Source organism: Silvimonas sp. JCM 19000, assembly GCF_054652575.1.
Genome location: NZ_BAAIHC010000001.1, coordinates 392,395 through 419,287 on the forward strand (window position 1 = coordinate 392,395; position 26,893 = coordinate 419,287).

General features: G+C 59.8%; 26 protein-coding genes. 10 read left to right on the forward strand and 16 right to left on the reverse strand.

Annotated features, from left to right (window positions below; translation table 11 throughout):
* Positions 1–51: 51 nt before the first annotated feature.
* Genes ACYQ1A_RS01740 through ACYQ1A_RS01755 form a run of 4 tightly spaced genes read right to left on the reverse strand, consistent with a single transcriptional unit; the run spans position 52 to position 3,504 of the window.
* The gene (locus tag ACYQ1A_RS01740; RefSeq protein ID WP_499359684.1) at positions 52–711 is read right to left on the reverse strand and encodes a PqiC family protein; all 660 of its coding nucleotides are present in this window, start codon (positions 709–711) and stop codon (positions 52–54) included.
* Positions 708–2,402, reverse strand: a complete 1,695-nt coding sequence (locus tag ACYQ1A_RS01745) for a PqiB family protein (RefSeq protein ID WP_499359686.1) — start codon at positions 2,400–2,402, stop codon at positions 708–710. The genes ACYQ1A_RS01740 and ACYQ1A_RS01745 overlap by 4 nt, the downstream gene beginning before the upstream one ends.
* Entirely contained in the window at positions 2,395–3,024 is a 630-nt protein-coding gene (locus tag ACYQ1A_RS01750; RefSeq protein WP_499359688.1) for a paraquat-inducible protein A, read from the reverse strand. The genes ACYQ1A_RS01745 and ACYQ1A_RS01750 overlap by 8 nt, the downstream gene beginning before the upstream one ends.
* A gap of 9 nt (positions 3,025–3,033) precedes the next feature.
* Positions 3,034–3,504, reverse strand: a complete 471-nt coding sequence (locus ACYQ1A_RS01755) for a paraquat-inducible protein A (RefSeq protein WP_499359690.1) — start codon at positions 3,502–3,504, stop codon at positions 3,034–3,036.
* A gap of 377 nt (positions 3,505–3,881) precedes the next feature.
* On the opposite strand from ACYQ1A_RS01755, the gene ACYQ1A_RS01760 reads away from it, so the two are divergent.
* Positions 3,882–4,220: a hypothetical protein gene (locus ACYQ1A_RS01760; protein ID WP_499359692.1), complete on the forward strand. Its 339-nt coding sequence runs from the start codon at positions 3,882–3,884 to the stop codon at positions 4,218–4,220.
* 7 nt (positions 4,221–4,227) lie between these two features.
* Here ACYQ1A_RS01760 and ACYQ1A_RS01765 read toward each other — a convergent pair whose 3' ends face one another.
* A complete protein-coding gene (locus tag ACYQ1A_RS01765) occupies positions 4,228–5,088 on the reverse strand; it encodes a ZIP family metal transporter (RefSeq protein ID WP_499359693.1) in 861 nt (286 codons plus the stop codon).
* A gap of 183 nt (positions 5,089–5,271) precedes the next feature.
* Positions 5,272–6,015 carry a dienelactone hydrolase family protein gene (locus tag ACYQ1A_RS01770; protein WP_499359695.1) on the reverse strand — a complete coding sequence of 248 codons (744 nt, stop codon included), beginning with the start codon at positions 6,013–6,015 and terminating at the stop codon, positions 5,272–5,274.
* Between the two features lie 173 nt (positions 6,016–6,188).
* Here ACYQ1A_RS01770 and ACYQ1A_RS01775 point away from each other — a divergent pair, with 173 nt between their 5' ends.
* From ACYQ1A_RS01775 to ACYQ1A_RS01785, 3 genes are read left to right on the forward strand one after another with little or no spacing between them, the layout of a single operon-like run.
* The gene (locus tag ACYQ1A_RS01775; protein WP_499359698.1) at positions 6,189–6,452 is read left to right on the forward strand and encodes a hypothetical protein; all 264 of its coding nucleotides are present in this window, start codon (positions 6,189–6,191) and stop codon (positions 6,450–6,452) included.
* On the forward strand, positions 6,449–6,709 hold the full coding sequence (locus ACYQ1A_RS01780; RefSeq protein WP_499359700.1) for a hypothetical protein: 261 nt from the start codon (positions 6,449–6,451) through the stop codon (positions 6,707–6,709). The genes ACYQ1A_RS01775 and ACYQ1A_RS01780 overlap by 4 nt, the downstream gene beginning before the upstream one ends.
* On the forward strand, positions 6,696–8,306 hold the full coding sequence (locus ACYQ1A_RS01785) for a PepSY-associated TM helix domain-containing protein (RefSeq protein ID WP_499359702.1): 1,611 nt from the start codon (positions 6,696–6,698) through the stop codon (positions 8,304–8,306). Before ACYQ1A_RS01780 ends, ACYQ1A_RS01785 begins: the two co-directional genes overlap by 14 nt.
* 68 nt (positions 8,307–8,374) lie before the next feature.
* Here the strand turns inward: ACYQ1A_RS01785 and ACYQ1A_RS01790 are convergent, their stop codons facing one another.
* The 9 genes from ACYQ1A_RS01790 to dnaE form a co-directional block, all read right to left on the reverse strand.
* Entirely contained in the window at positions 8,375–8,959 is a 585-nt protein-coding gene (locus ACYQ1A_RS01790; RefSeq protein ID WP_499359704.1) for a PEP-CTERM sorting domain-containing protein, read from the reverse strand.
* 192 nt (positions 8,960–9,151) lie between these two features.
* Positions 9,152–9,940 (reverse strand): indole-3-glycerol phosphate synthase TrpC, encoded by a 789-nt coding sequence (gene trpC / locus ACYQ1A_RS01795; protein ID WP_499359706.1) that lies wholly within the window; start codon positions 9,938–9,940, stop codon positions 9,152–9,154.
* 2 nt (positions 9,941–9,942) lie between these two features.
* Positions 9,943–10,983: an anthranilate phosphoribosyltransferase gene (trpD, locus tag ACYQ1A_RS01800; protein ID WP_499359708.1), complete on the reverse strand. Its 1,041-nt coding sequence runs from the start codon at positions 10,981–10,983 to the stop codon at positions 9,943–9,945.
* A gap of 44 nt (positions 10,984–11,027) precedes the next feature.
* A complete protein-coding gene (locus ACYQ1A_RS01805; protein WP_499359710.1) occupies positions 11,028–11,597 on the reverse strand; it encodes an anthranilate synthase component II in 570 nt (189 codons plus the stop codon).
* A 141-nt stretch (positions 11,598–11,738) separates the two neighbouring features.
* Positions 11,739–13,208 (reverse strand): anthranilate synthase component I, encoded by a 1,470-nt coding sequence (gene trpE / locus ACYQ1A_RS01810; protein WP_499359712.1) that lies wholly within the window; start codon positions 13,206–13,208, stop codon positions 11,739–11,741.
* A gap of 299 nt (positions 13,209–13,507) precedes the next feature.
* Positions 13,508–14,707, reverse strand: a complete 1,200-nt coding sequence (gene mltA, locus ACYQ1A_RS01815) for a murein transglycosylase A (protein WP_499359713.1) — start codon at positions 14,705–14,707, stop codon at positions 13,508–13,510.
* 1 nt (position 14,708) lies between these two features.
* Complete coding sequence (locus ACYQ1A_RS01820) at positions 14,709–14,978, reverse strand: PhaM family polyhydroxyalkanoate granule multifunctional regulatory protein (protein ID WP_499359714.1); 270 nt, start codon at positions 14,976–14,978, stop codon at positions 14,709–14,711.
* Positions 14,979–15,085: 107 nt separating this feature from the next.
* Positions 15,086–17,380 (reverse strand): NADP-dependent malic enzyme, encoded by a 2,295-nt coding sequence (locus ACYQ1A_RS01825; RefSeq protein WP_499359715.1) that lies wholly within the window; start codon positions 17,378–17,380, stop codon positions 15,086–15,088.
* Between the two features lie 254 nt (positions 17,381–17,634).
* Positions 17,635–21,081, reverse strand: a complete 3,447-nt coding sequence (dnaE, locus tag ACYQ1A_RS01830; protein ID WP_499359716.1) for a DNA polymerase III subunit alpha — start codon at positions 21,079–21,081, stop codon at positions 17,635–17,637.
* A gap of 133 nt (positions 21,082–21,214) precedes the next feature.
* Between dnaE and ACYQ1A_RS01835 the strand changes: the two genes are divergently transcribed.
* Positions 21,215–21,421, forward strand: a complete 207-nt coding sequence (locus ACYQ1A_RS01835; protein ID WP_062222158.1) for a YjfB family protein — start codon at positions 21,215–21,217, stop codon at positions 21,419–21,421.
* Between the two features lie 94 nt (positions 21,422–21,515).
* Here the strand turns inward: ACYQ1A_RS01835 and fnr are convergent, their stop codons facing one another.
* Positions 21,516–22,262: a fumarate/nitrate reduction transcriptional regulator Fnr gene (fnr, locus tag ACYQ1A_RS01840; RefSeq protein ID WP_053936131.1), complete on the reverse strand. Its 747-nt coding sequence runs from the start codon at positions 22,260–22,262 to the stop codon at positions 21,516–21,518.
* A gap of 181 nt (positions 22,263–22,443) precedes the next feature.
* Here fnr and hemN point away from each other — a divergent pair, with 181 nt between their 5' ends.
* The 5 genes from hemN to ACYQ1A_RS01865 all read left to right on the forward strand — a co-directional run bounded on the left by hemN (position 22,444) and on the right by ACYQ1A_RS01865 (position 26,613).
* Positions 22,444–23,865 carry an oxygen-independent coproporphyrinogen III oxidase gene (gene hemN / locus ACYQ1A_RS01845; RefSeq protein ID WP_499359718.1) on the forward strand — a complete coding sequence of 474 codons (1,422 nt, stop codon included), beginning with the start codon at positions 22,444–22,446 and terminating at the stop codon, positions 23,863–23,865.
* Between the two features lie 49 nt (positions 23,866–23,914).
* Positions 23,915–24,595, forward strand: a complete 681-nt coding sequence (locus ACYQ1A_RS01850) for a sulfite exporter TauE/SafE family protein (RefSeq protein ID WP_062222160.1) — start codon at positions 23,915–23,917, stop codon at positions 24,593–24,595.
* Between the two features lie 85 nt (positions 24,596–24,680).
* Positions 24,681–25,049, forward strand: coding sequence for a response regulator (locus ACYQ1A_RS01855; RefSeq protein ID WP_499359721.1), 369 nt, complete (start codon positions 24,681–24,683; stop codon positions 25,047–25,049).
* Positions 25,046–25,663 carry a chemotaxis protein CheC gene (locus ACYQ1A_RS01860; RefSeq protein ID WP_062222164.1) on the forward strand — a complete coding sequence of 206 codons (618 nt, stop codon included), beginning with the start codon at positions 25,046–25,048 and terminating at the stop codon, positions 25,661–25,663. The genes ACYQ1A_RS01855 and ACYQ1A_RS01860 overlap by 4 nt, the downstream gene beginning before the upstream one ends.
* Complete coding sequence (locus tag ACYQ1A_RS01865; RefSeq protein ID WP_499359724.1) at positions 25,663–26,613, forward strand: GGDEF domain-containing protein; 951 nt, start codon at positions 25,663–25,665, stop codon at positions 26,611–26,613. Before ACYQ1A_RS01860 ends, ACYQ1A_RS01865 begins: the two co-directional genes overlap by 1 nt.
* Positions 26,614–26,893: the final 280 nt, after the last annotated feature.

Sequence of the window (26,893 nt, forward strand, 5' to 3'; positions counted from 1 at the left end):
TCACGTGGGGGCGTGCGCTGGCGCTTCAAGGCCGCTGTTACCGGCGGCGGTTTATGGGTTGACGCTTGCTGGCGCCGACGCGGCGCCCGGCGCGGGTGCAAGGGCCGGCATTTGCGGCGGTGCGGCGCGTACGGCAGCGGCAATCTGGTCCGCCAGCTTACCCACCGCGCGTTCATGTGCGGCGGCCAGTGCTACGTAGTCGGTGCCCTGAGTGGGTTCGACGATCAGATTGCGCCCGCTTTGCAGCGGCTTGCCCTGGTCGTCCAGTAATTGCCAGACTGCCTCCAGCGTGGCGCTGGTGCCGGGGCGCGATTCAAAACGCTGCACCCCGACATTGACGGTAAGGGCCGTACCCGCTGGCGGCACCTGGGGCCAGGCCGTGACCACGCCGCCATCCAGCCGACGCGATAAATCGAGTGCCAGCGCGCTGCCGATCTGGGCTTTAAGCGGCGACACCCAGCGCTGATGTTCCAGCAGGCTCACGCTGTTATCGGCTTCGCTGATTGCCAGCTGGGGCCGATCCACCGCGCCCGGCACGCTGACCGAGCTGATGGCCAGCACCGGTTTGTTGGCGAGCGTGGGTGCGGGCGTCGCCGGGTCGACCGGATTAAGCGCATAAAAATGATCAGGCGGTGCCGAGCCGCACGCAGTCAGGGTCAGCGCGGCGGCCAGCAGCGAGGCGGGCGCAAACAGGGCGGGCAGGCGCATCATGGTTGGTCTTCCTTTTTGCCCCGGATCAAGGCTTCGGGGTGGCGACTCAGATAGTCAGACAGATCGCGGATGGATTGCGCGGCTTTCGACACTTCTTGCAGCGTGTCTTGCAGGTTCTGCTGCACCGGCGCATCGGGCTGCAGCGTTTTGCGCGCGGCGTCGATGGCGGTTTGTGCGTCTTTGAGCGTGGCGCGCGCTTCCGGCGACAGTGCCGAAATCTCGCCATCCAGCCGCTTGATCAATACATTGGTGTTATCCAGCGTGGTGTTGATGTTGTGCAAGGCCTTGTCGGCTTGCTGACCCATCGATTCCAGCGGCAGGCTGTCCAGTTTTTTCGCGATCGAAATCATGGTCTGTTGCAACTGCGTCAAGCTACCCGCCATGGTCGGCAGGGCCGGAATGTCCTGCTTCCAGTCGATCTTGCTTTCCGGTGCCCCAGGGAAGAAATCCAGCGCCACATACAGCTGCCCGGTGATCAGATTGCCGGTCCGCAATTGGGCGCGCAGACCATGCGCCACCATGGCATCCAGCACCTTCTGTGCATTGACGTCTTCTTCGGGCTGAGCGCGATCCTTGATGCGGGAGCGCAAGCGGCCCGGATACAGATCAATGGTGACCGGCATCAACAGTTCACGCGTTTTGCGCACCAGTTCGACATTGATCGCTTTGACCTCGCCGATGGTAATGCCACGGAAATCAACCGGCGCACCCACCGCCAGACCACGCAGCGATTCTTTAAAGTACAACACGAACGGCGTGCGTTCCCGGTCCGGCTCTTTCATTGCGGCATTGCGGTCAGCCGAGAGTCGGAACGAGCTATCCGACGTGGCGCGCGGCGCGACCGGTTGATCCGGCGGCGCCTGGAAGGCAATACCGCCGATGGCGATCGAGGCCAGCGACTGGGTATCGACCTTGAGGCCACCCGAATCCATGGTGACGTCGATGCCGCTGGCGTGCCAGAAGCGGGTATTGCTGGTGACGTACTGGTCAAACGGCGCATGGACAAACACTTTGACAGTGACGCCCTGGCCGTTCTTGTCGAGTGAATAGGCCGTGACTTCGCCCACCTGGATGCGCCGAAAGAACAGCGGTGAGGCGATATCGAGCGAGCCCATATCGTCGGCATGCAGGATAAATTCGCGGCCGGACTGGTTGGCAGTGACCACGGGCGGCGATTCCAGCCCGGTAAAGTCGCGCTCATCGCCCGCCGTGCGTGCCGGGTCGATGCCGATATAAGCGCCGGACAACAAGGTGCCCAGGCCGCTGACCGAGCCGCCCGCAATGCGCGGCCGCACGACCCAGAAGCGGGTGTCCTTGCCCAGCAGATCATCGGTGTTATGCGACAGTTCTGCCGTCACCTGAATGTGCTTACGGTCTTTGGTCAGCGCCACGGCCGTGACGCTGCCGATATCGACATCCTTGTATTTGATCTTGGTCTTGTTGGCTTCCAGACCCTCGGCGCTTTCAAAGGTAATGGTGACGCTCGGGCCATGTTGCATGATGGCGCGCACGGCGATAAAGCCACCGGCCAGCGCCGCCACGATCGGAATCAGCCACACCAGCGACGGCCAACGCCGCGGCGGCTTGACGCGGGCCACGGGCACATCGGGCGGAATGACCGGGCCTTGCGCGCCAGCGGCCGGGGCGGGCGCCGCTTCAGGCGGCGGCACGGGTGTTTGGGGATCATTCATCTTGATTATTCTCGGGGTCCCAGATCAAACGTGGATCAAAGGTCATGGCGGCAAACATGGTAATCACCACAACCGCCCCGAACGCGATCGCGCCAGGGCCGGCGGTGATGGTGGCCAGCGAGCGGAAATGCACCAGCCCCACCATCAACGCCACAACAAAGATATCCAGCATGGACCAGCGTCCGACCAGTTCGACCAGTCGATACAATCTGGCGCGCTCTTGCTGTTTCCAGCGGCTGCTGCGCTGCACCGACCAGTTGAGCGTGGTCAGCGCAATCAGCTTGGCCAGCGGTACGGTAATGCTGGCACAGAACACCAGAATGGCCAGCGGCCAGGAACCGGAGGTCCACAGATAAATCACGCCGCTCATGATGGTGTCGTCTTCGGCGTACAGAATCGACGAGGTGTGCATCACCGGCAGCAAATTGGCCGGGATATACAGAATAAAAGCCGCCGCCAGCAGCGCCCAGGTGCGGGTAATGCTATCCGGCTTGCGGCTATGCAGATGCGCGCCACAACGCGGACAGCGCTTGGCTTCGTGCGCGGTGGGGCGGCTGAGCAGGCCGCAGGCATGGCAATTAAGCAGGCCGGCGCGGCTGGCGGTAAGCGGTGTTTTATCCATGACAGAGCCTCATTGCAGCACCGGCAACATGCGCCACACCCGGCGCGCATCAAAGGCGGCAAACACCGCCGTCATCATGAACATCAGCACGGCAAACGACCACAGCGCAATGCCGGGGATAACCTGCGCCATGGCCGCCAGCTTGGACAGCGACACCAGGATGCCCAACATGAATACCTCGATCATGCTCCACGGCCGCAGCAGTTGTAGCGTGCGCAACAGCTCGGGCACATAGGGTGGCATGCGTCGTAGCTGCAAGGGGATTAACAGATAGAGCAGGATCAGCAATTGCAGGCCGGGCACGATAACGCTGGTGGCCATCACCAGGATGGAGAGCGTCTGAATGCCCTGATTCCACAGCGCCTGGGCCGCCCCGATCAGCGTGCACGACACCCGCGTGCCGGAGATTTCCAGCGACATGATCGGAAAACAGTTGGCCAGCAGATACAGCACCACCGCCGCCAGTGCAAAAGCGAGCACCCGTTCATGCCCGTGTTTGATTTCACGATAGAGGGTAGCGCCGCAGCGGGGACAGCACGCGACTGCCCCTGGCGCAAGCTGGGGCGGCTGCAGCAACAGGTCACACTCGTGGCAGGCAATCAAATGGCTATCGATCATGGCTCTGGGCGCTCAGTTCGGGCGACAGCATGACATAAATATAGCGACAGGCGGGTGGGAATATGGAGCTGGACGCTGTAAGCGCAGCTCGGATATACGCCGCGTTACTGCGGCGGCGGTTGTGGCCGCCAGGCGGCGGTTTGAAACAACAACGGGGGCTGGCAAGTGGAAGCAGGCGCGATTAAAATCGCCGTCAGGCCTTACAGCCATATTTGATAATTACAGGTTTTTTTGCTGCCATGTTAAACGCCACCAGCAGCCCGGCGCTCACTTACACCCCGGCGAGTCTTCAGGCCGAGGCGCTGGCTTACCAGCCGCCCTCCAGCAAGACCGACACGCCAGCAACGTCACGCCTGCCGCCCGCCACGCCGACGGAACAGGCACAGGCGGATGCGTCTGGCGGCCGTGGCAGCAATCTACAGGCGGCGATTGCGCTACTTAACCAGGGCAGTGGCGGCTGGATCAGCGTGAAGAAAAACCCGGATACCACGGTGGCCTTGACCGTGGTCTCGGCCGACGGTGAACAGACCGGCTACGACGCGTATCAACGCGGCTCGGTCTTGCATACTTCGGCTTGAGCGCGCCTCAGCCTTGCACCGCCAGCGCCAGCGCAATCCCCAACACCAGGTAGACCCCATCCCGCAAGCGACCCTGGCGCAAACGTGGCCAGGCATCTTTGCCGATCACCCACAGCATGGCACCCGCGGCCAGCGCGGTCAGTACCGGCAACAGACTCACCGCAACCGACACCGCTGCGGCACCCAGTAAAGCGCCGACCCATTCAACCAAGCCGCTGATCACGCCGCCGAGCGCGGCCTTGCTCGGACTCAAGCCCGCGCGCCAGAGGGCAGTGGCGACCGCAAAACCTTCCGGTACATCCTGCAGGCCAATGCCCAAGGTGAGGCCTGCACCGTGGCCCGCCAGCGAAATACCGGCGGCCAGACCTTCGGGCAAGTTATGCAACGTGATGGCAAGGGCAAACAGCAACAGGCCGAGTTGCTCGCGATTGCCCGAGGTGGCAGCAGCAATTTTCTCGGCACTCGCTTGCCAGCGCCCGAACACCATGGCGCCAAGCAACACCACGGTAGCGACGGCATACGCGGCCTCGCGCGGTGCGGTTAACAACTTGCTCATGCCCAGATAAGCCGCGGGGATTACCCATGCCAATGCCACAGTTGCCATCAGACCGCTACCCACCAGCATCAAACCATCCGCCAGCCAGGCGGGTAATTTGCGGGCAAAAGCCACAGGGATGGCGCCGAGGCTGGTTGCCAGCGCCACACCGGCACCGGCGATCCAGCCAGCGCGCAGGGTGTGGGCGGTGAGCGCGTAAAAGGCAACCATCAGCAGCAAGGCGGCAAGCGCGTACAGGCTGTGCCGGCGGCGCCAGACGGGGGTGGAGGGCTGCGACAGTCGCTGGCCGAAGTCGAGAATAAGCGTGGTCATGGCAATCTGCCTGTATACAAAACCGGGTCCATGCATTATTGCGAATCATTCTCAACAATAGAAATTGTATTTAGCCTCATCTGCAGTAGATTCCGACTATCGGTCAGAATATTTTGATAATTTCAATAAAAACGGCCCGGAACATCGTCCGGGCCGCCTTTAACGTGTCATCCAGCAGCGCAATCAGCCGATGCGCAGATTGCGGTCAAACAGATCAAATGCCAGTTGGTAGCCGATGCTGGCCAGTTGCGCATCGTAACGATCACCTTCGTCACGCATAAAAGCATGCTGGCCGTTTACTTCATGCCAGGTAAAGTTGCGCTCGCCCGCCACCAGTTGCTGGTAAACCTGCGCGCGGCCCGCCGCCGGAATATGCGGATCTTGCTTGCCCCACAGCATCAGCAGTTCGCCACCGATATCGGCCAGGCGTTCCATGCTGTGCTGGCCCGGTTGATTGGGGATGACTTGCGAGTGCAGGTCAGTGGCATAGAAGCAGGCGGTGGCGCGCACTTCGGGCTGCAGCGCAGCGCGGAAGGCCAGATGGCCGCCGATGCAGAAACCCATGGCGCCGAGTTTGCCGTCGTACCAGTCTTGCTGGCCCAGCCATTCGATCATGGCGCGGTTGTCACTGTCATAGCCCTGTACATCTTTGGCCATCTTGTCGGCGTTGCCTTTGTCGCGGCCCGCGTCGTCATATGCCAGTACCGTGCCGATGGGATTCAGTTCATGAAATACCTCGGGCACCAGCACGGCGTAACCGTGCCCGGCCAGAAACCGTGCGGCGCGCTCAATCGGGCCGGTCTGCTGAAAAATCTCGGAATAAAACAGGATGGCGGGGACTTTGCCGTCGGTTTTGGGGCGATGCACATAGGTGCGCATGACACCGCTTGGGGTTTGCAGATCGACGCTTGCACTCTGAATAATCATGGACTGGCTTCCTTGGCTGACGATGCGCTGCAGGGTAGCGCAAAGTGTGTCAGGCGGCCACCGACCATGTCAGTGGCGAGCATAAAAATGAGATGGAAATGATAACGGTTATCAAATAAACTGCGGCATTCAGAACGGGTGTTCCGCCCGACCAATAACAAACAGTCGACCGAATGATCAAATTGTTTGCACTGGGCCTGACCTGGCTAGGGATGGCACTGCTTTATATGACTTCGCCCAACCAACGCTTGCGCAGCGTGCCTTTGCCGCGCAGTCAGCGCTGGTTGGCCGCCGGGTTTTTGCTGCCGGCAGCCGCGTTGTGGATATTGCTGGATGGCTTGGGTGCCGGTGTGTGCGGCTGGTTGGCCAGCGCCATGCTCAGCATCTTGTCGCTGCCCGTACTGGCCTTGTTCAGCCGTAAGGGAGTCGCATCATGATGTGGGTACGTGTGGCGGCGGGAGCGACGCTGGGCCTGACTTTCTGCATTGCCCTGGTCAGCGCAATCATGCGCGTGTGGCCCGCCCCGTGGCCGGCTTTGCTGGTGCCTGCGGTGGCATTTTTCTTTCCCTTGTGGATCGGCATCATGATCGGCTGCGCGCGCTGGCAGCGCACGGCGGGGGTCTGGCTGGGGCTGGCGGGTTTGAACGTGGTGTTTTATCTGGTTTTGTGGAGCACGCGCCATGCGTTGGTCTGAGATTTCTTCGCTGAGTGGGCTGACCCTGCGTCTGTACACCGCACTGCATTCGTGGACCGGCTTGCTGGCTGGCTTTGCCTTGTTCGTTGCGTTTTATGCTGGCGCCATCACGGTGTTTCAGGATGATATTCGCGCCTGGCAAGATCCGGCATCGCGCGTGGCGGTGCAGGAAACCACGCAAGATGGCGAGCGCTTGATCGAGCGCGTTATTGCCGTGCATCCCGAGATCAAGTCGCGCATCAGTCTGCAACTGCCCGCCGAAACCGGCGGCCCCTACGTGGCCTGGTGGTACGACCTGAAGAAAAAAGCCTGGTCCAACGCCTCGCTCGCCACGCTGAACAGCCCGGAAGGCGGCCAGCGCGCGGATCTGACCAGTTTTGTGAACGCGGTGCATTACTCGCTCGGCATCAGCAGCGGCGGCCTGTATTTTATGGGCGTGGTCAGCGTGTTGTACGGGCTGGCTCTGGTGTCGGGGGTGATCATTCATTTGCCGCGCTTGACCAAAGACTTGCTCGCGCTGCGCCCCGGCAAAAACATCAAGAAATTGTGGCAAGACACACATAACCTGATTGGCGTGGTCAGCCTGCCGTTCCATCTGATTTTTGCGATTACCGGGGCGGTGTTCTGCCTGTATGCACTGCTGCTGGCAGGCTTCAATACGCTCGGCTTTGACGGCAAACTTGAGCCCAAGGTCAATATGGCGCTCGACGTGATCGGCGAAGTACAGCCTGCCAACAAGGCCGCGCCGATGTTGCCGCTCGATGTATTGCTAAAGAAGGCCGAAGCCCGCGCCCCCGGCTTTGAACCGACCTCGCTCACCATCCTGAATTACGGCGACGCCAATGCCGAAATGGCGGTACGGGGTGATAGCGATCGTTCGCTGGCGCCATACGGCAATATCGGCATTCGCATGGCCGACGGCGTCATCACCGACGCCCAGGTGGCGCGCGAGCGGGACGCCAACCACGCCACCATGTCCGGCATGTACAGCCTGCATTTCGGCAGCTATGGCGCGTATCTGGTCAAGTGGCTGTACTTTATCCTCGGTCTTGGCGGGGCCTTCCTGTTCTATTCCGGCAATCTGCTGTGGGTGGAGTCGCGCCGCAAACGTCGTCAGGGCCGCCAGACTACGTCGAGCTATCGCATGGCGCAGGCCACGGTGGGCATCTGCATCGGCACCTGCATCGGTATTTCCGCCGCCTTTGTCGCCACGCAAGCGGGCTTTGCCGCCCATGCACTGGATATTCCGCAGTGGGAACGCATCGCCGCCTATGGCAGCTTTGCCCTGGCCGTGATCTTTGCCTTTGTGCGGCCGCCCGCGCTGGCTGCCATCATGCTGTTGCGGGTGGCGGGCGTAGTTACCTTATTGATTCCCGTGGCCAACGGTCTGGCAACCGGCGATCACATGCTGATCACGCCGTGGCATGGGCAATGGCAAGTGTTTAGCGTGGATGCCATCGGGGTGGTGCTGGGCGCCGGCTTCTTGTGGTTGGCCAAGCTGACCCGCTTGCGTTTGCAGCATGGCCAATCCAATAGTGTGTGGGCGCTGTCGGCCCCGCAGCGCGCAGACGAGCAAGTGGTGACCAATCCGGCCTGAGCCTGCTGTCGCGCAATGAGCAAGTCATGCAAAACCCCGCCGCAGCGGGGTTTTGTGTTTGGAACTGCTCAAGCGAGTGCGGGTTTGCGCCTGGCCTGCGCGCGGTATCTGCCCGCCACACCGACCAGTCCAACCAGCGCCAACGCCCATGTTTCCGGTTCTGGCACCGGCGTCAGACTGTAGTTGATGGCATCGAGCAACCAGCCGCGCGCAATTTGCGTGGAAGGTGTGGATTCAAACACCAGTTGGTTGACCACGCCATCTATCCCGGCGGTCCATGCGAAGCTGTCATAGGGATGGATGTCGACAGCGCCCACAAACTGGCCGTTGTAGTAGCCGGAAATGCCAACCCAATTGGCATTGAGCGGATAGCCGTCCGAAAACAGGCCGGCAATGTACGCGCCATTAAAAATAAAACCGAATTGCGAGGTGATGCTGCCGGTGATTGGGGCGGTGCCTTCCAGCGCTTTGCTGGTGCCGTCGGGCAAGGGCGCGGACGCGAGATCGCCGGAATAAAACAGGCCGAGACCGGAAATCGTCAGGGTGTTGTAGATGGGATAGGTGCCGCTGCCATCGTAGTCATCAAAAGTCAGAATATCGGCGTGTGCCGCGCCGCTGCTTGCCAGTGCGATTGCGATCAGGGTCCGTTTCATACAAATCTCCTTAGGGGAGATTCATCAATAGGCAGACTTCAAATTTTTGCAAATTCCGTTAAAACGCGGGCGATCAGCGGCGGAATCGTTTACGCCTGGCAGCGCGCTGATGCCGCGTAAGCCGCATCCAGCCGGGCCAGGACCCAATCGGCCTTCCACCTGGAAGGCTTACGGGCCGGCCCGGTGCCGCGCTTAGAAGAACAGGGTCTGCAGGGCCTGGCCTGGATCGGCGGCGCGCATAAACGTTTCGCCCACCAGAAAACTGTGCACATTGTGCTGGCGCATCAAAGCCACGTCATCCGGTGTCACGATGCCGCTCTCGGTCACCACGGTGCGATCACGATCGATATGGGCCAGCAAGCCGATGGTTGTTTGCAGCGTAACTTCAAACGTGCGCAGATTGCGGTTGTTGATGCCCATCAGCGGCGTTTTTAGTTGCTGCGCCTGTTCCAGTTCCGCGCCGTTGTGTACCTCAACCAGCACCGCCATACCCAATGCATGGGCAGTTGCTTCCAGGTCCTGCATTTGCGACAAGGTCAGCGCGGCGGCGATCAGCAAAATGCAATCTGCCCCCCACGCGCGCGCCTCAAACACCTGATATTCGTCGACCATAAAGTCTTTGCGCAGCGCGGGCAGCGTGCAGGCGGCGCGGGCGGCCTTGAGGTAATCGGCGTGGCCCTGGAAATATTCGACATCTGTCAGTACCGACAAACACGCCGCGCCATGGCTGGCGTAAGTGGCGGCGATGGCGGCCGGGTCAAAGTCCGGACGGATAATGCCTTTGGAAGGGCTGGCCTTTTTGATTTCGGCGATCACGCCTGCGTGTTGCTGCGCGTGCTTTGCGTGGATGGCGCCCACAAAATCGCGCAGGTCGCGGTTGGCTTCGGCTTCTGCACGTATGCTGGCCAGCGGGATGGCCTTGCGCGCAACGGCGATTTCTTCTGCCTTGGTGGCGAGAATTTTATTAAGGATGTCCGACATGGTTATGCCTCGGCCTGAGTAGAAAACTGCTGAGTAAACGTGACCAGTTGGTCCAGTCTGGCGCGCGCTTTGCCGCTGGCCAGGGTCTCGCCAGCCAGCTTGATGCCATCGGCCAGCGTGCTGGTGACGTTGGCGGCATAGATGGCGGCGCCCGCATTCAGCTGCACGATGTCGCGGCACGGCCCGGCCTGATTGTCCAATACCGCCAGCACGATGCTGCGCGAATGCTCGGCGCTGTGCGCTTGCAGTTCGGCCGGTTGGCAGAAGGCAAAACCGAGCTCGCGTGGATCAAATTCAAATTCAGTGATCTGGCCGTCTTTCAGCTCGGCCACCAGCGTGCGGTCGCACAGGCTGATTTCGTCGAGGCCGTCTTTGCCATGCACGATCAGCGCATGTTTGCCACCCAACTGGCGTAACACCCGCGCTTGAATGCCGACCAGATCGGGGTGGAACACGCCCATCAGCTGGTTATCGGCCTGGGCCGGATTGGTCAGCGGGCCAAGAATATTAAAGATGGTGCGCACGCCCATTTCTTTGCGCACCGCGGCCACATGCTTCATTGAGCTGTGATGATTGGGCGCAAACATAAAGCCAGCGCCCACTTCGTCGATACAGCGTGCCACCTGGCCGGGCGTCAAATCCAGGCGCAGGCCCAGTTTTTCCAGTACGTCAGCGCTGCCGCTGCTGGACGACACCGCGCGATTGCCGTGCTTGGCAACGCGGGCCCCGGCGGCGGCGGTAACAAACATAGCGGTGGTCGAGATATTGAAGGTGTGGGCTTTGTCGCCGCCGGTGCCAACAATATCGACCAGATGGCTGCGGTCCTGCACGGCGACCGGCGTGGCAAATTCGCGCATGACGGTGGCGGCCGCGGCAATTTCCGAGACCGACTCCACCTTGGTGCGCAAGCCCATCAGCAATGCCGCGATCTGCACCGGTGGCATTTCGCCCGACATGATTTGCCGCATCAGATGCAGCATTTCGTCGTAGAACAATTCGTTGTTATCAATCAGGCGGTTAAGCGCGGTCTGTACGGTAATCATGGTTGTTGTCCTGGTGGGGGTGAGGGATGACGCGATGGCAGGCGTCAGGCCCATTCACGCAGGAAGTTTTGCAGCATTTGATGGCCGTGCTCGGTCAGGATGGATTCGGGGTGAAACTGCACGCCTTCAATCGGCAGTGTTTTGTGACGCACGCCCATGATTTCGCCGTCTTCGGTCCAGGCGGTCACTTCCAGGCTATCCGGCAGGCTGTCGCGTTCGATCACCAGCGAGTGATAGCGCGTGGCAGTAAACGGCGAGGGCAGTTGGTGGAACATGCCCTTGTCGGTATGTGTCACTGGCGAGGTCTTGCCGTGCATCAAGGATTTGGCATGCACAATCTTGCCGCCAAAGGCTTCGCCGATGGCCTGGTGGCCAAGGCAAACGCCCATGATCGGCTTTTTGCCGGCAAAGTGTTTGATAGCGTCGATGGAGATACCGGCTTCGTGCGGAAAACACGGGCCGGGCGAGACGACGATGTATTTCGGGTCGAGTTCTTCAATCTGCGCAATGCTGATTTCGTCGTTGCGGTGTACCACAACGTCTTGTTTCAGTTCGCCAAAGTATTGCACCAGGTTGTAAGTAAACGAGTCGTAGTTGTCGATCATCAGCAGCATGGCTGGTCACCTCAATAGCAAATTCCGGAACGGGGCAAGTCGGCGCGGGCCGACTGCGGGCAAGCGCCACATCGCGCGGATGTGGCGGGCGGCATCAGGCGCAGGCCCGCCATCGTGCGCTGTGCAAAGCGGCACGACCCATCATGCGTCCAGCCCGCGTTGCACCAGCTCAGCGGCACGCAGCACGGCGCGAGCTTTGTTCAGCGTTTCTTGCCATTCGCTCTCAGGCACAGAATCGGCCACGATGCCGGCACCGGCCTGCATATACAGCGTGTCGTTCTTGACTACGGCGGTGCGCAGCGCAATCGCCACATCCATATCGCCATTAAAGCCGAGATAACCCACCGCACCGGCGTAAATGCCGCGTTTGCTGGGCTCCAGCTCGTCAATGATTTCCATGGCGCGTACTTTGGATGCGCCCGATACCGTGCCCGCCGGAAAGGTGGCCTTCAGTACATCGATGGCATTGAGGCCGGCTTTGAGTTTGCCCTCAACGCTGGACACGATATGCATCACGTGCGAATAGCGCTCGATGGTCATACGGTCTTGCACCTTGACGCTGCCGGTCTCTGCCACGCGCCCGGTGTCGTTGCGGCCCAGATCCATCAACATCACGTGTTCGGCAATTTCTTTGGGATCGGCCAGCAGCTCGGCCGCCAGCGCCACATCTTCTTCGCGCGTTTTGCCGCGCGGGCGGGTGCCAGCAATCGGGCGCACCGTCACGGTTTCGCCTTCCAGTCGCACCAGGATTTCCGGGGAGGCTCCGACGATATGCATATCGTCGAAGTGATAGAAAAACATATACGGCGACGGATTGAGCGAACGCAGCGCGCGATACAAAGACAGCGGCGATTCACTGAACGGCAGTTGCATGCGTTGCGACAGCACCACCTGCATGATGTCGCCGTCGGTGATGTAATCCTTGGCCTTGAGCACGGCGGCTTTGAAGGCGGTTTCGCCGAATTCGGAATTGGGCGTGGTCACGCGTTCAGCCGGGCCTTGCAGCGGCATCGGCGCCGGTTCGCGCAACTTCATGCGCAGTTCCCACAGGCGCGCTTCGGCTTTGTCATACGCTTCGGGCTGGGCCGGATCGGCATATACCACCAGCAACAGCTTGCCGGACAGGTTATCCACCACCGCCAGTTCTTCGGACAGCAGCAACTGGATATCGGGCGCGCCGATCACATCAGGCTTTTCGACATGCGCCAGTTTGCGTTCGATAAAGCGGATGGTCTCGTAGCCAAAATAGCCGACCAGGCCGCCCATAAAACGTGGCATGCCGCTAGGCACTGCGGCCTTGAAGCGGCCTTGATAGTTATGGATAAAGTCGAGCGGGTTGCCGTCGTGTTGTTCCACGATCTGGCCGTTATGGATGACGTCGACGTGCTCGCCTTTGACGCTGAGGCGAGTGCGCGCGGGCAGGCCGATAAAGGAATAACGACCAAACCGCTCGCCGCCGACCACCGATTCCAGCAAATAGGAATACGGCTTGTTGGCCAGCTTCAGATACACCGACAGCGGGGTATCGAGATCAGCAAACAGTTCAAGAACGACGGGAATACGGTTGTAGCCTTGCGCAGCGAGCGCTGCAAACTGGTCACGCGTGAGCATGATGCAACTCCGAACGAATCAATGGGATGAACAATGCAATGGGCTTGCGGCCGGGTTTACCAGCGACGCCATCGCCATTCGAGCCAGATTTCGTTGGAGTGAAATGCCATTTTGAAAGAAGGGTGCGTGAGCAGTTGGAAAAGTGGCGTTAATCTTGCCCAGGGCGGGCGCGACGGTCAAGCTGGCCGCGCCGTTTGATGTGCGCGTGCGCGCTTGCAGCCCGCCGGGACGGGGGCGCATCCGACCTGGAGGCGCATTGCCCAAACGGGCAACGCGCCTGTCGATGCACCGCTGGTTGATCAGTTAACCGCAGGCGCGAGCGGCAAGGCCGCCCCTTTGGGCCACAGCAACCAGATCTTGCCAGTTTGCTTTGTCTTGCCCGCCAGCTCGCCCGCGGCATCGCCGGTGCCCCAGAACAAATCTGCCCGCACATTGCCGTTAATGGCGCCGCCGGTATCCTGCGCCGCCACCGGCCCTTGCAAGGGCGCACCGTTGTCCGGGCGGGTGGTCGCCAGCCATAACATGCTGCCTAGCGGCACGGCTTTCGGATCGATCGCCACCGAATAGCCCGCCGTCAACGGCACCGCCAGCGCGCCTTGCGGGCCTTCGTTGGCGGGGGGCAAAGCGCGGAAAAACACATAGCTCGGATTGCTGCCGAGCAACTGGTTAATCCGGTCTGGGTGCTGCTGCGCCCAGGCGCGTATGGCTTGCATGCTGACTTCGCCCGACTTGAGTTCATTCTGTTCGATCAGCCAGCGGCCGATCGGCTTGTACGGTCGGCCATTCTGGTCGGCATAAGCCAGCCGCAGTTGCGAGCCATCGGCCAGCCGGACCCGCCCCGAGCCCTGAATCTGCAGAAACTGCAAATCCATCGGATTTTCCAGCCACGCCAGCACGGGTGCGGTATTAAGGCCGCTGGCACCGATGGTGGCGGCGTCGGGATAAGACACCAGTTTCTTGCCCTGCAGACGGCCGCGCAGACGTTTGCCCTTGAGTTCCGGATAGACGTCATCGAGCTGCACCGTAATCAGATCGTCCGGCACCGCGTATACCGGCACCGTCGCCCTGGCGGTGCGTTGCGTGCTGCCTGGATAAATCGGTTCGTAATAACCGGTGATCAGACCGTTCTGACTGCCATCGGGGTTTTGCAGCGCATACGGCTGCAACCAGGTCTGCATAAAGCTGCGTACGCTGCTGGCATCCAGGCTGACATTGGCCGCCGCCTTGCACGATGCGGCCCAGACCGCGCTGCGCGTGAGCTTGCTGCAACCGCTGCGCCATGCGGCAAAGCCATGGACCACATCGGCGTCATTGGCGGCGGGCAGGTCGGCCCAGCTGCCCGGCTGATACGTCAGCGCCGCGGCGGGCGTGGGCGGGTTGGGTGGTGGGGTGACCTGGGCGGGTGGCGTGGCGCAGCCGGCGAGTATCAGCAAGCCGATCAGCGTGGCGGCGCGCTTATGCCATTTGGCCCCGGATTGCGTAAAAAAGACGGCGGGCAAATCAACGTCCTCCGTCGGGTGCGGTGGGGTCCAGCCCTTGACGCATGGCGTTCAGGCCGGCTTTTTGCATTTCCAGCGTCTTGCGCGTCATTTGCAGCATGCCCAGTTGCATGCTCATCCATTGCTCAACCACTTGCAGCTCGGCCAGCTTTTGTTCGATCTCTTCTTCGTTCAGCGGCGGCAGAAAGGGGTTCGGCGTGGTCGGGGCCGCGCCTGGCTTCAGAAACTGGCTAAAAAAGCCGAAGGGATCGGCTGGATTGAATTCGCTCATGATCGGGTCTCCTTGCAAGGTCTGCGCCGCATGCTACACCGCCGCGTACCAAAAAAAACGGCGCGATCCCGGTTGAGCGGATCGCGCCGTGTTTCGTTCCCGTGGCCTTAGCGCACTTGCGCCGGGGCCGGCTCGCGTTTGGCCGCTTCCACCGCCGCCAGCGCGGTCATATTGACCAGGCGTCGCACCGAAGCGGTCGGCGTCAGGATATGCGCTGGTGCCGCAATGCCCAGCAGGATGGGGCCCACCGTCACGCCTTCGCCCGCGGTCATCTTGAGCAGGTTGAACGAGATGTTGGCCGCGTCCAGGTTAGGCATGATCAGCACATTGGCCTCACCCTTAAGCTGCGATTGCGGGAAAACGCGTTGGCGTATTTCACCCGACAGTGCCGCATCGCCATGCATTTCGCCTTCGATTTCCAGTTCGGGCGCACGGCTGCGCACCAGCGTCAGCGTGTCTTGCATCTTGCGCGCCGACGGGGAATCGACCGAGCCAAAGCTGCTATGCGACAGCAGGGCCACCTTGGGTACGATGCCAAAGTTGCGCACGGCTTCAGCCGCCATCAGCGTGATATCGGCCAGTTGTTCGGCGCTCGGATCGGCGTTGACGTAGGTATCGGCGATAAAGATGTTGCCCGTTGGCAGCAGCAGCGCGTTCATGGCCGCTGTGGTGGCCTTGCCCTGGCTGGGGCACAGCACGTTCTGCACGTACCAGTGGTGCATGTGGTAGCGACCTTGCGTACCGCAGATCATGGCATCGGCATCGCCGCGTTTGACCATCAGCGCGCCGATCAGCGTGGGCTTGCTGCGCACTTCCAGCTGCGCTTGTTCTTCCGATACGCCTTTACGCATCATCAACTGATGGTATTGCGTCCAGTAATCGCGATAGCGCGGATCGCTGTCCTGATTGCAGATCTCGAAATCACGGCCTTCAACCATACGCAAACCGAGTTGCTCGATGCGCTTGAGGATGATTTGCGGGCGGCCGATCAGAATCGGACGCGCCAGCTTCATATCCACCACTTCTTGCGCCGCGTGCAGCACGCGCTGGTCTTCGCCTTCGCAATACGCCACGCGCTTGCTGGCCTTGCGCGCAGCGTTAAACACCGGGCGCATGAACAGGTTGGATTTGTAGACAAACTGCGTGAGTTCTTCCACGTAGTTGGGGAGATCGGTGATCGGGCGCGTGGCCACGCCGGTGTCCATCGCGGCCTGGGCCACGGCAGGAGCAATCTTGATAATCAGACGCGGATCAAACGGCTTGGGAATCAGATAATCCGGGCCGAAATGCAGGTCTTCGTTGGCATAAGCCTCGGCCACCACATCCGATTGTTCGGCATGCGCCAGATCGGCGATGGCATGCACGGCGGCCAGCTTCATTTCTTCATTGATGGTGGTGGCGCCCACGTCGAGCGCACCGCGGAAGATGAAGGGGAAGCACAGCACGTTATTGACCTGGTTCGGATAATCCGAACGGCCGGTACACACGATGGCATCGGGGCGGATGGCGTGGGCATCGGGCGGGGTGATTTCCGGGTCCGGATTGGCCAGCGCCAGAATCAGCGGCTGGCGCGCCATGCGCTTGATCATGTCTTGCGATACGGCGCCCGGGCCAGACAGGCCGAGGAAAATATCGACCTGGTCCATGGCGTCACCCACGCTGCGATGCGGCGTGTCGCGCGCGTAACGGGCCTTGGTCGGGTCCATTTTTTCGTCACGACCTTGCCAGATCACGCCTTTGGAATCGCACACCAGGATGTTTTCGCGGCGCATGCCCAGCGAGACCAGCAAATCCAGACACGCAATCGCCGCCGCGCCCGCGCCGGAACATACCAGCGTCACTTCCTCGATTTTCTTGCTGACCAGGCGCAGGCCGTTTTTGACCGCCGCGCCCACGATAATGGCGGTGCCGTGCTGATCGTCATGGAAGACCGGGATCTTCATGCGTTCGCGCAATTTGCTTTCCACGACAAAGCATTCCGGCGCCTTGATGTCTTCAAGGTTGATGCCGCCAAAAGTGGGTTCCAGCGCGGCGATCACCTCGACCAGCTTGTCCGGGTCGTTTTCATTGATTTCGATATCGAACACGTCGATACCGGCAAACTTTTTGAACAATACGCCTTTGCCTTCCATCACCGGCTTGCCGGCGAGGGGGCCGATATTGCCGAGGCCGAGCACGGCGGTGCCATTGGTGACCACCGCCACCAGGTTGCCGCGCGCGGTCATGTTACGGGCTTCGGCCGGATCTTCGACGATGGCCATGCAGGCTGCCGCCACGCCGGGCGAATAAGCCAGCGCCAGATCGCGTTGGCTGGCAAGGCCTTTGGTGGGCATGACCTGGATTTTGCCCGGGCGGGGCCAGCGGTGATAATCGAGGGCTTGTTTTTTCAGTTCTTCATCCATGTCTTGCTCCGGCGGATTGCGTGAGATGGTTGTATTTGTGCTGAATGCTGGACGCGCGGCGTAGCCAATACAAGTCAGGGTTTTGCCGAATAGGGAAACCGGTGTAGCCAGCGTTTATCGGGCCGTGTAAGGCACGTCTGGCGGGCTGATTGCAGTGGTGAGCGACGGCATCCGTCTGGTGCATACGTTTGAAATGCTGAGTGGTTGATCAAAAAACAAAAAGGGGACGCGGGTCCCCTTTTTTGTGCTTTCAATTACTGGAAACGCACTGAAACAGCCTCGTTACCCAGCCAGCCCTTCAGCTTGTCGACCAGTTCGTCGTGCAAGGTGACTTGCCAGCTCCGGCCGAGCTCGAGTTTGCAGCGGGCGTTTGCATTGTGATATTCGATTTCGACCGGACACTGGCCGCCGGAATGGCGATCCAGCATCTGCTGCAACCGTGCCGCGTCGGCATTGCCATTGAACTTGAGCGTCAGCGCGCGGGCAAACTGGCTGCGCGCTTCGGCAATGTCCATCACCGCATCGGCAATAACGCGCAGGCCGCCCGAAAAGCGGTCTTCGCTGATCTTGCCGGCAATCACCAGCAAGGCGTCTTCGCTGAATTTGGTGCGGTTGGCTTCGTAGACTTCGGAATAAACCGTCACGTCCTGCTTGGCCCAGCCGTCATCCAGCGTCACAAACGCCATGCGCCCCCGGTCTCCGTTTTTGACGCGCACGCCGATCACGATCCCAGCGATAAATTGCGTGTCTTTGGTGCGGGTGGGCTGTAAGCGATCCAGCCGCGTTTTGATAAACGATTTAACGTCCCTGGCGTAGGCATCAAACGGATGTCCGGATAAATAGAAGCCGATGGCCGGTTTCTCTTCGGCCAGCCGCGTTTTATCGTCCCAGGCCGGGGCGCTGATCCATTCCACCGTCGGCGCGGCCGAGGGCTCGAACACATCAAACAAGCTGCCCTGATTGGCGTTGGCGGCGGCATGCTCGGCCAGACTCATGGCTTGTTCAACGTTGGCCAGCAATTGCGCGCGGTTGCTTTCCAGCGCATCAAACGCACCGCCGCGGATCAAGGCTTCGATCACGCGCTTGTTCACTTCCTTCTTGTCGGTGCGCATGCAGAAGTCATACAGGTCTTTGAACGGACCGTTCTCGCTGCGCTCGGCCACAATCATATTGACCGCGCCTTCGCCCACGCCCTTGATCGCGCCCAGTGCATAGCGGATCTGTTTTTTTCCAACCGGGACAAAGCGATACACGCTTTCGTTAACGTCAGGCGGCAAGATTTCGAGTTTGTTTTTCTCGACGCAATCGTCGTAGAACACCTTGAGCTGATCGGTGTTATCCAGTTCCGAACTCATGGTGGCGGCCATAAAGGCGGCGGTGTGGTGCGCCTTCAGCCAGGCGGTGTGATATGAGACCACCGCGTAAGCGGCCGTGTGCGATTTGTTAAAACCGTACTCGGCAAACTTGGTCATCAAATCGAACAGATGCTCGGCCAGCTGCGGGTCGTAGCCTTTTTTGGCCGCGCCCTCCGCAATGGTGACCCGGTGTTTGGCCATTTCTTCGGGCTTTTTCTTGCCCATGGCGCGCCGCAGCATATCGGCGCCACCCAGCGTGTAGCCGCCGATGATCTGCGAAATCTGCATCACCTGTTCTTGGTACACGATCACGCCATAAGTCGGCTCGAGACACGCTTCCAGGTCGGGGTGGAAGTAATCCGGCTGCTCCAGACCCTTTTTACGGTTGATAAAGGTGTCGACCATGCCCGAGCCCAAAGGGCCCGGCCGGTACAGCGCCAGCACAGCGATGATGTCTTCAAAACGGTCGGGCTGCAGTTTTTCCAGTAGCCGTTTCATGCCGTCGGACTCGACCTGGAATACCGCAGTGGTATTGGCGTCGCGGAAAACCTGATAAGCCGCCTGATCGCCAAAGCCCTGGCTCATCAGATCAAGATATTCGCCGGTTTGCTGTTTGATGTACTGCAGCGCCAACTCGATAATCGTCAAGTTGCGCAGGCCCAGAAAGTCGAACTTGACCAGGCCGACTTGCTCAACGTCATCCTTGTCCAGCATGGATACCGGCGAAGAATCGGCGCCGCCGGCTTGATACACCGGGCAGAAGTCAGTGATCTGGCCCGGTGCAATCAATACGCCACCCGCGTGCATGCCGATATTGCGGGTCAGGCCTTCCAGCTTTTTGGCCAGGATCCACAGCTCGGCCACTTCTTCTTCGTTCTTAACGCGCTCGGCCAGCTCGGGCACCATCTCGACCGCATCATCGAGGCTGTATTGCTTGCCCGGTGCCGCCGGAATCAGCTTGGACAAGCCATCGCAGAACATATAGGGCAGGTCCAGCACGCGGCCGACGTCGCGCACCACGGCTTTGGCGGCCATGGTGCCGAAAGTGGCAATCTGGCTGACGGCTTCGGCGCCATATTTGCCGCGCACATATTCAATTACACGCCAGCGGTTGTCCTGGCAGAAGTCGATGTCAAAGTCGGGCATCGAAACGCGTTCGGGGTTAAGAAACCGCTCGAACAGCAGGGCGTAAGCCGTTGGATCGATGTCAGTAATGCCCAGCGAATAGGCCACCAGCGAGCCCGCGCCGGAACCCCGGCCTGGCCCGACCGGGCAGCCGTTATGCTTGGCCCAGACGATAAAGTCCGCCACGATCAAAAAGTAACCAGGAAAACCCATCTGGATAATGGTGTCGGTCTCGAACTTGAGCCTGTCCTGATAGCGCGGCCGTTCGGCGTCGCGCTGGGCCGGGTCCGGGTACAGCGAGAGCAACCGTTGTTCGAGACCTTCTTTGGCCTGGTGGACAAGAAAGTCGTCCAGCGTCATGCCATCGGGCGTGGGGAAGAGCGGCAAAAAGTTTTTGCCCAACACAATCTGCAGATTGCAGCGTTGCGCAATGGCGACGGTGTTGGCCAGCGCCTCCGGGACATCCTCAAACAGTTGCGCCATCTGTTCGGGCGTCTTGAAATACTGTTCGTCCGTAAACAGGCGCGGCCGACGTTTGTCGTTGACGACGTAGCCTTCGGCGATGCAGGTGCGCGCTTCGTGCGCTTTGAAGTCATCCTGATCCATGAACTGGATCGGGTGCGTGGCCACCACCGGCAATTCAAGTTCCACCGCCAGATCGAGATGGCCTTGTACCGAAGGCTCGCATTCCGCTTTGCCGGTGCGCTGCAGTTCCAGATAGAAGGCGCCGGCAAATCGACGTTGCCACCATTGCGCCAGCAGGCGCGCTTGCTCGTAATTGCCGTTGAGCAGGGCCACGCCGATTTCGCCCATATGCGCGCCGGACAAACAGATCAGGCCGCTGTTATCGCCACTGTCGAGCCATTCTTTGCGGATTTCCGCTTTGCCGCGGCTCTGGTTTTCAAGGAAGGCGCGCGTCAGTAGCTCGCATAAACGCCCATAGCCATTACGATCTTTGGCAATGAGCTGGACCCGGAACGGCTTGTTCAGGTCTTCCTCGTTTTCGATCCAGACATCCACCCCGGCAATGGGCTTGAGGCCGGCACCACGGCAGGCTTTGTAATGCTTGACCAGGCCAAACAGATTGCTCAGGTCAGCTATGCCTAATGCAGGCATGCCTAGCGCCTTGGCGCGGGCTACAGCGTCATCAATGCGGACGATGCCATCGGTGACTGAAAATTCGGAGTGAAAGCGAAGATGGATAAAGGCAGGCGTATTCATGCGGCGCATTTTACCACCGGCAGCCCATGCTGTAGGCACTGCACTTCAACCGCTGTGTACGTCCCTTTGTCGTCAAGGGCTTGCAGCTGCTTACAAAGATAATTAACGTTACACACTCATTTGGGAGACCTGTATGGATTTAGCTTCCGCTGTCAGTTCCGCCGCCACCGCCGCCAGTGATGCGCCTGCGCAAACGCTGCGTGAATCGGTCAGCACCAATGTGCTGCGCAAGGCGCTTGATCTGCAGCAACAGGGCGCGGTGAGCCTGCTGCAGTCGATTCCGCAGCCGCAGTACAACAACCCCAGCAACCTCGGCAATGCGGTTGACACCAAGGCCTGAGCGCAGCGCCAGTCGGATGGTGTGATCACACCAGAAACAACAACGCCCCGTTCAGCACGGGGCGTTTTGCTTGGGCGATGCGGCGGCGTTCAGCTCAATCGCGCACGCAGCTGGACACCAGTTGGCGCAGGCCAGCTTCGTCGGTCAGATTGATCAGGCGGTTTTGCACCTTGACCAGACCTTGCTCCTGAAAGCGCGACAGCGTGCGGCTGACCGTTTCCAGCTTCAGACCCAGATAGCTGCCGATTTCTTCGCGCGTCATGCGCAGGTGAAAACTGCTGTGCGAATAGCCGCGTTGTTCAAAGCGTTCGGATAGATTCAGCAAAAAGGCCGCGATACGCTCTTCGGCTTTCATATTGCCTAACAACAGCATCACACCATGATCGCGCACAATTTCGCGACTCATCATCCGATACAAATGGTGTTGCAAGGCCGGGATGCGCCGCGCAAGGCTTTCGAAATCATCGAACGGCAATTCACAGATTTCACCGTCTTCCAGCGCCACCGCATCGCAGGTATGGCGCGTGGTGCTGATGGCATCGAGCCCCATCAGCTCTCCGTTCATATGAAAGCCGGTAACTTGCTCGCGGCCATCTTCCGAAATCACGCTGGTCTTGAAAAAGCCCAGGCGCACCGCGTAGATGGAGTGAAAGCGTTGGCCCGCGCGGTAGAGGTATTCGCCACGGCGTATAGGCCGACCTTGGGTAACCAACTGATCGACTTGCTTCATCTCGTCGCGAGAAAGGCCGACGGGCAGGCACAGCTCGCGCAGGCTGCAGTTGGAGCAGGCGTGGCGGATCTGCTTAAGGCTAGCGTCACGGATTTTGATGGGGGCGAGCATAAGTGCCTTCGTCGAAAGAGATTCAGGAAGCCGATGGGTCCTTGAGGCAAGACCTTACGTGGCATTCTGCCGCGACTGGCTCGCGATCAACAGTGAACATTTGGCATTAGTTGATATAGATCAAAAAAATGCCTGTTTGATCCTGACACAATCGCTTGCTTATGCAAGAAGGATGGGACAAATGGAACTTTTGGCCAGTGCGCCACGTGTAGAGTTTGATCGCGCGATGATCGAGAAGTATGACGGCCATGGCCCGCGCTACACGTCTTACCCCACCGCAGACCGGTTTGGCCCGGTTGATTCAGGCCAGGGCGCCGCACTGTTGGCCCTGGCTGCGCCGGGGTTGGCACAAGAAGCCGGGCGGCCTGCCTCGCTGTATATACACATCCCGTTTTGCGACACGGTCTGTTTTTATTGCGGCTGTAATAAGGTGGCCACCAAAGATCGCTCGCGCGCGGCGACTTATATCGAGTACCTGCGCAAAGAGATCGAATTGCAGGCCGCCATTTTGCCCGAGAAGCCCCGCGTCAGCCAGATTCATTTTGGTGGTGGCACGCCGACGTTTTTGTCGGATGCGCAAATCAGCGAAGTAATGGCGATTTTACGCACCCATTTCGAATTACAAGAAAATGGTGAGTTTTCGATCGAACTTGATCCGCGTGAGCTCAATGTGGCACGGGTGCAGCATCTGGCACGTGAAGGCTTTAATCGCATGAGTGTGGGCGTGCAGGATCTGGACCCCGAGGTGCAAAGTGCGGTCAATCGCGTGCAGAGCGAAGACATCACGCGCATGGTCATTGATGCCGGTCGGGCCGCGGGTTTCCGTTCCACCAGCATCGATCTGATTTATGGCCTGCCGCTGCAGACCGTCGCCAGCGTGATGCGCACGCTGGACCGCGTGCTCACTCTCAAGCCGGATCGCATCGCTTTATACAATTACGCGCATCTGCCCGAGCGCTTTATGCCACAGCGGCGCATTGAAACCAGCGCCTTGCCAGCGGCCGCCGCCAAGCTCGACATTCTGGATGCCGCCATCGATCTGCTGACCAACGCGGGCTATGTCTATATCGGCATGGACCACTTTGCCTTGCCCGACGATGATCTGGCGCGCGCCCAGCGTAACGGCACACTGCAACGCAATTTCCAGGGCTATTCCACGCACGCCGATTGCGATCTGTTTGCCTTTGGCGTATCTGCCATCGGCAAGCCGGGCCATGCGTTCGTGCAGAACGAGAAAACCCTGGAAGCGTATTACCACAGGCTTGATCAAGGCGAATTACCCATCGTGCGCGGTTACATCCTGACGCAAGACGATCAGATTCGCCGCGACGCCATCCAGCAACTGATGTGTCAGTTTGCGCTCGACATCCATGCCTTCGAGCAAAAGTGGCAACTGCAGTTTGCCAACTACTTCGCCAGCGAATTGCGGGCCTTGTTGCCCTTGCAAGAAGATGGACTGCTCGAACTCACCACCTTGCCCGCGCCGCACGGCTGTATTCAGGTGACGGCCAAAGGCCGCATGTTGATCCGTTCGATTGCCATGGTGTTTGACCGTCACTTGCAACAGGGGCGCACCCAGGCGCGGTATTCCCGTCTGGTTTGAGGTAAAGTGCGCGGCAACCACGCCGCGATGCGGTTTACCCAAGGGCTTGATGTTGCATAACCTTGATCTGTTTGCCTATTTTCTTGCGGGCCTGCTGGGCGGCGGACACTGTTTTGGCATGTGTGGCGGCATCGTCACCGCCTTCAGTCTGCAGTTGCCGCCGGGCCCGCGCCTCAAGTATTACCTTGGATTCAATATCGGCCGCGTCGGCGGTTATATGCTGATCGGCATCCTCGCGGGCACCCTCGGCTCTATCCCAGCGCTGATCTCATTACAAGGCCTCAAAACCGCGCTGTTTGTGCTGGCAAATCTGTTGTTGATCAGCATGGGCTTGTATATGGCGGGCTGGTCAAGCTGGGTAGCGCGGCTGGAACTGGCCGGCCGCCCCGTCTGGCGCAAAGTGCAGCCGCTGCTGGCCAGATTGTTGCCGGTACAACACGCGTATCAAACCTTGCTGATCGGTGCCTTGTGGGGCTGGCTGCCCTGTGGCCTGGTCTACACCGCAAGCCTGGGCGCGCTGGCCAGTGGCAGCCCCGGGCGGGGCGCTTTGACGATGCTGGCGTTTGGCCTTGGTACCTTGCCCAATCTTCTCTTGATCGGTTTTGCCGCCAGCACCACCGGCAGCTTACTCAGAAAGCGTTTTGTCAGGCGCACGGCAGGAATTTTGCTGATGGCGTTTGCGCTTTATCAACTTGCGCACGGGCTGGGCTTCAATCAATCATTCATTTGAAAGCCCTGTTCAGCAATGCAAGGTTGTTCTAAACTCTGTCAGTTTATGCCTTTAGCATTGTTTAAACCGGATACCCAACCGACGTATGCCAACGCCCATTCTCGTTGTAGATGACTCCGCCATGGCGCGGAAAATGCTCATCAAGGCGCTGCCTGCCACCTGGAATGTCGACATCACGCAAGCCGGCAACGGCGTGGAAGCGCTGGCCGCCTACCATGCCGGCAAGGCGGACGTGATGTTTCTCGACCTGACCATGCCGGAGATGGATGGCTACGCCGTGCTGGAAACCATGCAACACGAAGGACTTGATTCGTTTGTGATCGTGGTTTCGGCCGATATCCAGCCGCTGGCGCGCGAACGCGTGCGCGCGCTGGGTGCGGCCGCGTTTATCAAGAAGCCGGTGGATGCAGTGCAAATCGAGCGCGTGCTGCGCGAGTACGGAATCGAGCTATGACCGCCGACGTGCTGCTTTCCGAAGACCAGCGTGACGCGCTGCAAGAAGTCACCAATATCGCCATGGGTCAGGCTGGCGCGCGGCTGGCGCAAATCCTGGACACCTTTGTGCATTTGTCGGTGCCGCGTATCAATATCACCGGTTCGGCCGAAGTCACACACGCCATCGAACAAATGGTGGGTTCGGGCGCGGCCATCACCGCCATCCGCCAGTCCTTTGGCGGCACCTTGCATGGTGAGGCGATGGTGGTGTACGACGAACAAGGCTGCCGCAATCTGGCCGATTTGATGGGCTACGAAGACGATATGGGGCAGGCGCAAGAGCGCGAACTGCTGCTCGATGTCGGCAATGTGCTGGTCGGGGCCTGTCTGAACGGGGTGGCCGATCTGCTTAGCGCCACCTTGTCGTTCTCGGCGCCCACCTTGATTGCGGAACACGCTGGCGTTGATCGTCTGATCAATACCCAACAACTGACGTGGAATTACGCGTTGCTGGTTGAAGTGCGGTTTACTCTCGAAATTCGCGACTTCACCTGCCATCTGCTGACGCTGATGCCGGAAGAATCCATCGTCCAGCTTAAAACCGCACTCGATACCTTCATGGATAATCTGTGATGCTTGGCGAAATTGGTGATTTCATCGTCAGTGAAGTCAGTGTCGGCATATTTGCGCTCGACAAGGCGTACAAGGTGCTGGTCTGGAACCGCTTTATGGCGGATCACAGCGGGATTTCGGCCGAAAACGCCATCGGGCAAAACCTGTTTGAACTGTTTCCCGAATTGCCGCAGAAATGGCTCTCGAAAAAGATCGATAGCGTATTCGTCTTGCGTAATTTCGCCTTTACCTCGTGGGAGCAGCGGCCGTATCTGTTTCCGTTCCGCCATAACCGCCCCATCACCGGCGGCATCGACTATATGCAGCAGAACGCCACCTTTATGCCGGTGCGCGATCCGCAAGGCGAGGTCAATGCAGTGGTGGTGACGCTGTTTGACGTGACCGATGCCGCGGTGTACCAGAGCATGCTCAAGCAGGCGATGGCCAAGCTGGAAGAAAGCTCCAGTCGCGATGGTTTGACTGGCGTCTACAACCGCCGCTTTACCGAGGCCCGCCTGATCGACGAAATCGGCCGGGTAGAGCGCTACCATCACGAGCCGTTCAGCGTGGTGTTGCTTGACCTGGACCATTTCAAGCAAGTCAATGACACCTATGGCCATCTGGGCGGTGACGAAGTGTTGCGCGTGGTGGCTGATCGCGTGCGCGGTGTGTTGCGTGATACCGATGTGTTCGGCCGCTACGGGGGCGAAGAATTCTTGCTGATGCTGCCGCAAACCAATCGCGAAGGCGCGATGGTGGTGGCCGAGCGCATCCGCTATGCCATCGGCAACGAAACCGTGCAATTTGGCGAGAGCGAAATCCGTATTACCTCGAGTCTGGGCGTGGCGGTCTATCAGCCCGGCTTGCAGAATCTGGAACAGGTTAAACAGCAGGCGGATGAGGCGTTGTATGCCTCCAAACGCAGCGGGCGTAATCGCGTCACCTTTTTCGAGACAACGCAGGCAGCGTGAGCGCGTAAAGTTTCGCCGCCAGATGGCATCTGGCCATCGCCAGCAAGGGTCCGCAATGGACCCTTTTTTTGTATCTGTGCCGGGCCGCGCTGCGGCTGATGTTGCGCTGCGTTGCGCCAGCGTGGGCGCCACGCTCAGGGCGGCCAGGCAGTGTTGCGTCTGCGCTGCGCCGGTACATCCGGTCACATTTTATATCTCTTCTCGAAATTAGCTCGTCTATAACGAGAACTGAGACGATTCCTGGTCGTCTCACCTGCATTGCCGTGCCGCAACATCACAC